Origin of the sequence: Mycobacterium sp., assembly GCF_049281135.1 — a bacterium.
In the GTDB taxonomy this organism is placed as follows: Bacteria; Actinomycetota; Actinomycetes; order Mycobacteriales; family Mycobacteriaceae; genus Mycobacterium.
This window is the reverse complement of record NZ_JBAPRN010000640.1, coordinates 1-5,534: the sequence shown is the minus strand read 5'-3', so window position 1 is coordinate 5,534 and position 5,534 is coordinate 1. Positions and strand designations below refer to the sequence as shown.

Sequence of the window (5,534 nt, the reverse complement as noted above, 5' to 3'; positions counted from 1 at the left end):
ATTGCAAAGCCAACCGTGATCTGCGCCTGGCATTAATCTGGATGCCATTGCCGGACAGCATCTTCCGACTGCTGGGAGCGACTCACCTACATTAGGGTTGCGTAGATTTTCTTTCAATGCAGTATTTGATTTCTTGACCCCGTGGATAACGCGACTCATAATGGATCGCTCGCCCAACTCGAAAGCCTCCAGGAGCAGCCATGACGAAGGACGAAGAATCCTCGACGAACCCCTCGCCGAATGATGCCGCCAGCATGGCCGCTTACCTCTCACCCGCCGACACCGCAAACCTGGCCGCCAGCCTCACCCCCGCCCCAAACGAGGCCGCCAGCATGGCCGCCTACCTCTCACCCGCCGACACCGCAAACCTGGCCGCCAGCCTCGCCCCCCAACTTTCGCCCCGGGACGGCGAATCCGCTGCTGAACCCGAGTGACGGAACGTTGGCCGGCGACCGTGATTGCGACACCTTCCGCGCGACCGTCCGCCCGAGCGCGCCACTGACCGGGCAAGGCGGCCGACCCTAGAGCACGGGGTCGATGCGGAGAAGCAGTGACACAGTCGACTGACGCGACCAAGTCTGGGCTCATCAGTCCGCCGTATCCCCCGCTCTATACGCCGTTCAAATTCATCACCCTGCGGCTGGCGGCGAAATTGCGGGACAGCAGATTGAGTTCGAACGCGGTGACGGTGACCTGGGCAATACTGCTCGTCACCGCGGCTGCCGAACTGGCATTGAGGCGTACGGTGCTAACCTTCGCGCTCGTTTTGGTGGCTATTCTGCTCGACTGCCTCGACGGTGACCTCGCGCGGTGCCGGCGACAACCTTCGAGATCGGGCACGCTACTGGAACAGCTCTCCCACTGGATTGGCAACATGAGCCTGACGGTGGCAGCCGGTGCCGCAGTCCTTCTCGCCGATCCTCGGCCGAGAAACATCCTGCTGGTATCGACGCTTGTGGTCGTCCAGTCGGTGTACATCGCAGTCATTCGCCAAGTTCGCCCCGACGCGGCGGACATCAAGGGGTACGTACGCCTGCGCCACGCGTTTCGGGTGATTGTGAAAATTCAGTGGGTCTGCTCACCCATCGAGCTGCCGATGGTCTGCGCGTTCGTATTACTGGGCGTCACACCCACGGTGATCTTCGCCATCACGGCGACACTCGCGGCGTTCGCCCTCGTCGTTTTTGTTCTCCACTTCATCCTGATTCGCGCTGCGGACCGGGAACTTTGGGCGAAGGCCACAGGGGGCAGTTCGGAACCACTTTCGGAGATGCCGACGGATCGCGCCGAAGCCATTCTCGGCCGCCTGCCGGAGGCGCGGTGGTGGACACCCGGGTCACCGAAGCTGCCCGCCGAGGTTCTCGCCCTTCTGGCTCGACAGCCATTGGCGCCCGGAGCACCGATGCTCACCACCGCGTGGCGGGAACTGGTCGAGCTGTTGCCCAAGATTTTCCGCACAGCAGGCCGGGTGATACCGCTGGGCTGTCCCGAGGAACTCGGAATGCAAGCAGTCATCGGCACATTCTGCGCGCCTGCGGATCAGATTCTCATCGTCGGGAGACCGGCCACCATCAAGCGTTGGCGTAACGTCGCCGAATGCCTCGGCGTGGGCGTGGTGCACCTGGAGGTGCCGTTCGGCGCCGGCCTTGAGCCCTCGTCCCTTCAAGAAATGGTCGCTCGGCATCCGTCCTTGCGCGCAGTCTGCTTAGCGCTGGCGGAGGCCGACGACGGCGCACTCACCGACCTCGCCGCGATGGCCCCGACGTTGCGTGAAGTAGCCGTGCTCGTCGTCGTCGATGCCTGCCTTGGTCTTTGTGCTGACAACCTCTCGATGGACGAGTGGGGCGTCGACATTGTGGTGTCGTCTTCCAGGAGCGGCATCATGGCGCCGCCGGGCGTGAGCTTGATCGCCATGGGACCTGAAGCTCTGGCAGCGGTCGGCGAGCGTCCTCCCGAATCTGCTTGCGCCAAAACGTATCTGGATCTGCGAGCACAGCTCGCGACAACGGATCACCCACTCCTCCAACTCCCCGCTCCGGCATTGGGCGGGCTGTCGCTGTCGGTGCAGATGATCCTCGGTGCCGGCCTGGATGCCGTACTCGCCCACCACCAACGGATCGCGGAGCGGTTCCGGCGCGGGTGCGTCCAAGACGCCGGCCTTGTGCCGCTGGCTGCGTATCCCTCTGCAGCGTGCACCGCGGCGGTGCTGCCCGACGATGTCGACTTGGCTCAGTTACAAGCCAACTTGTTCAATTCGACACGCATGGTGGTGGCTTCGGGTTCGACCCCGGAGGGCGCCACCACGCTGCAGTTCGGGCATGCCGGTTGGCTCTTTGACGACGACGTTGACGAAGCGGTGAACGCGCTGAGGGCTGCTGTCCGCGCCTGTCGGTCGGCACATCTTGGCCCTGCGCGCCGACTCCTTTAGTCGTCGAAGTAGCTTTGCAGGGTGCCGCGGCGGCGAACGTCGAGAGTGGCACAGTGCAGGCCACCTCCGAAGACGTAGTGGTCACTGAAGTCCACCAGCACTGGCTTGATGCCAATGTCCTTGAGCATCTTGATCGTCGGCTCCTCCTGTTGGTCGACGACGACCCGCTCCTCGTCTATGACCAACAAATTCATGGAGAGCCAACGGCTGGAAAGCTGGAACTCGGCGGTGCCCATCGCCTCGGGCGCTTCGATGATCTCCCAGTCAGCCCGCTTGAACATCTCGATGATTTCCAGCGACAAGCATGGCCTGGAGGGGCAAGTAAGGACACGGCCTTCGCCGAGCGGCACCCATGTCGTGTCGATATGGACCGGGCCCGCCGAGCGGAAGCGTGCGCGGTGAATCCTGTACTCACTCCCGAGATGCCGTTCGAGCCACCGGATGCCCAGCTCGTTGGTGACCTGGCTCCGTTGCGCAATGATGTCGCGTCCAAAACGCACGAAATCTGCTGCGTCAAAGCACGGTTCGACTTCTTTGGTCATATACCGTCCGACCAAAGGGCCCACGTCGTCGGGAATGTCAGGGTCACCGCGGAAGAACGCGAGGTGCTCTTCGGGATAGTCGTAGTCGTACATGTGCCGCCCCATCGAGCACTTCGGCGCAGCCGTCCATCGACAACCTCGCTCGAAATACTGCTGCAGCAAGGAGTGATATTTGGCGTGTTCGAAGTAGCGGGGTGGGAGTGCCATTGGCGCCTCGATGATTTCGTCTCCCACTACCAGCAGAACATCACGGACATCGGCATTGAAGAAGCCGGTGGACTCGAAATGCGGTGTTCGAAACGTTGTGGTGGCGTAGTCAACCGGATCCGGTCGGGTGACCTTTACACCCTCGCTTTCCAGAACCTTTTGCAGATTGTCAAGCGCCTTTGAGCCCGCCCGCACCAGATGTTCGGGGTATGGTTCACCAGCATGGGCACGGTAGAAGTCCCAGTAATCTCGCCGCACCATAACCTTCATTTCGTGCGTGAGCGGCGGTATCGTGACGCCTTCGATGGTCCCGACAATTACTTCCTCGAGCGGGTCCCACTCGTTGTAAGAACAGACCGCGGGGGCACTCTGTGTTTGTCTCGCAGATGAATTCTCGACGTTCAAGATCGGTCCTCGTCGTGGGCGAAGTGGCGAACGATGCTGACAATAATGTGCCGAACCACATTTTCACGGGGCATCGTCACGATTTGTGCCGAAGCCGAGCAAATCTCGGGTACAGAGCGGCGGCCGAGCATGGTTGAGAACGACAGGCCATCAGCCCAAAGACGAATTTACGTCGACATGGTGGGTGACCTCTTCCACATGGGGCACGTGGGGCTGTTGAAGGCGGCGCGCGAATGTGGGGACTGGCTGATCGTCGGGGTGCTCTCGGATGAAGTCGCGTCGAGTTACAAACGCCGACCCATCATGAAACTCGCCGAGCGAGTTACGGTGATCGAGGCCTGCCGCTACGTCGACGAAGTCATCCCGAACGCGCCCTACAGACTCACTACAGAATTTCTCGAGGAGCACGATGTCGCGATGGTCGTACATGGCGACGACATCGCACCAGACGTCATCGCGGATATCTATGGCGCGGCCTCGGCTGCGGACAAATTGAAACTGGTGAGCTACACAGCCGGGATCTCCACCACAGACCTCATTCGCCGGGTGCAGGAAAGGGCATCCTCGTGTCGTCCCATGTCCTAGGGATTTCCTGCTTCTATCACGACTCCGCGGCCGCGCTGGTGTCCGACGGGCGGATCGTCGCCGCAGCCCAAGAAGAACGGTTCTCCCGCCGCAAGCACGACTCCAGGTTTCCGTCGGATGCCATCGCGTTCTGCCTGAACGCCGGCCAGGTCGACGCCAACGATCTCGACGTCATCGTCTTTTACGACAACCCCGTGCTCAGCCTCGACCGCAATCTCACGGCATTCCTTGCTGTCGCGCCGCGCGGAGGCCAACGCTGGTCGGAGTTCGCCAGCAACTTCCTCGGCAGGAAATTGCTGGTCTCCCGGGTGATCAGGGAACGACTCGACACGCGCGCACCGATCTATTTCACCCGGCATCATCTGAGCCACGCCGCCTCAGCCTTCTACCCATCGCCGTTCGACAAGGCCGCCATCCTCACCATCGACGGGGTCGGCGAGTGGGAGACAGCCTCCATCGCGCACGGCGCCGGCACCGAGATCCAGCCGCTGAAGTCGATCCGGTTCCCGCATTCGCTGGGGCTGCTCTACAGCGCGTTCACCGACTTCTGTGGTTTCCGAGTGAATTCCGGCGAGTACAAGCTAATGGGACTCGCGCCCTACGGCCGTCCACGCTTCGCTGACACGATTCGCGAGCACCTTCTGCATCTCGAGCCGGACGGGTCATTTCGGCTCGGCATGGACTACTTCGGCTTTCTCGACAGCGATCGCCTGACGAATCAACGCTTCGAGGATCTCTTCGGTGGCAGACCCCGGCAGCCGGAGTCCCGGATCACCAGCCGGGAGACGGATTTGGCCGCATCGATTCAGCTTGTCACCCAGGAGGCCGTGCTGGGACTCGCGCGTCACGCTCGCGAGCTGACTGGCGCGCCAAACCTCTGTATGGCCGGCGGTGTCGCGCTGAACTGCGTGGCCAACGGCTTGCTATGGCGCGAGGGCCTTTTCGAGGACATCTGGATCCAGCCCGCGGCCGGGGACGCCGGTGGCGCGTTGGGCGCCGCGCTGCTGGGCGCGCACGTCCTGCTGTCAACCCCGCGGGATATCGCCTGTGATGCCAACGACTCTCAGTACGGGAGCCTCATCGGACCGAGCTTCACGGCCGACGGGCTCCGCTCGACGTTGGACGACCTCGGCTGCGATTACGAGGTTGTCGCCGATCCCTCGACGCGCGCGCACCGCGTCGCCGAGCGCCTGGCCGCCGGTGATGTCGTCGCGCTGTGCTCGGGTCCGATGGAGTTCGGGCCTCGAGCGCTCGGCAGCCGCTCGATACTCGCCGATCCACGCCGGTCCGATACCCAGGCCCGCCTCAACCTGAAAGTGAAGTTCCGCGAGTCTTTCCGGCCATTTGCTCCAGCCGTGCTGCTGGAG

The 5,534-nt window shown here is 62.5% G+C and carries 5 protein-coding genes; 4 read left to right on the top strand and 1 reads right to left on the bottom strand.

All coding sequences use genetic code 11. The annotated features are described in order from the left end of the window. The first annotated feature begins 200 nt into the window (after window positions 1–200). Both WAN02_RS25315 and WAN02_RS25310 read left to right on the top strand, forming a co-directional pair. Entirely contained in the window at window positions 201–434 is a 234-nt protein-coding gene (locus tag WAN02_RS25315; protein ID WP_422267562.1) for a hypothetical protein, read from the top strand. 116 nt (window positions 435–550) lie between these two features. Then, the gene (locus WAN02_RS25310) at window positions 551–2,428 is read left to right on the top strand and encodes an aminotransferase class V-fold PLP-dependent enzyme (RefSeq protein ID WP_422267560.1); all 1,878 of its coding nucleotides are present in this window, start codon (window positions 551–553) and stop codon (window positions 2,426–2,428) included. Here WAN02_RS25310 and WAN02_RS25305 read toward each other — a convergent pair. Then, window positions 2,425–3,582: a hypothetical protein gene (locus WAN02_RS25305; RefSeq protein ID WP_422267558.1), complete on the bottom strand. Its 1,158-nt coding sequence runs from the start codon at window positions 3,580–3,582 to the stop codon at window positions 2,425–2,427. The genes WAN02_RS25310 and WAN02_RS25305 overlap by 4 nt on opposite strands. A 45-nt stretch (window positions 3,583–3,627) precedes the next feature. On the opposite strand from WAN02_RS25305, the gene WAN02_RS25300 reads away from it, so the two are divergent. Both WAN02_RS25300 and WAN02_RS25295 read left to right on the top strand, forming a co-directional pair. Continuing rightward, on the top strand, window positions 3,628–4,167 hold the full coding sequence (locus tag WAN02_RS25300) for an adenylyltransferase/cytidyltransferase family protein (protein WP_422267556.1): 540 nt from the start codon (window positions 3,628–3,630) through the stop codon (window positions 4,165–4,167). Continuing rightward, window positions 4,149–5,534 (top strand): carbamoyltransferase (locus tag WAN02_RS25295; protein WP_422267553.1); only part of this gene is annotated, 1,386 nt, incomplete at its 3' end. The genes WAN02_RS25300 and WAN02_RS25295, both read left to right, overlap by 19 nt.

Coding starts and splice junctions, on each gene's coding strand:
- WAN02_RS25315 (WP_422267562.1), top strand. CDS start 201: ATGACGAAGGACGAAGAATCCTCGACGAACCCCTCGCCGAATGATGCC.
- WAN02_RS25300 (WP_422267556.1), top strand. CDS start 3,628: ATGTGCCGAACCACATTTTCACGGGGCATCGTCACGATTTGTGCCGAA.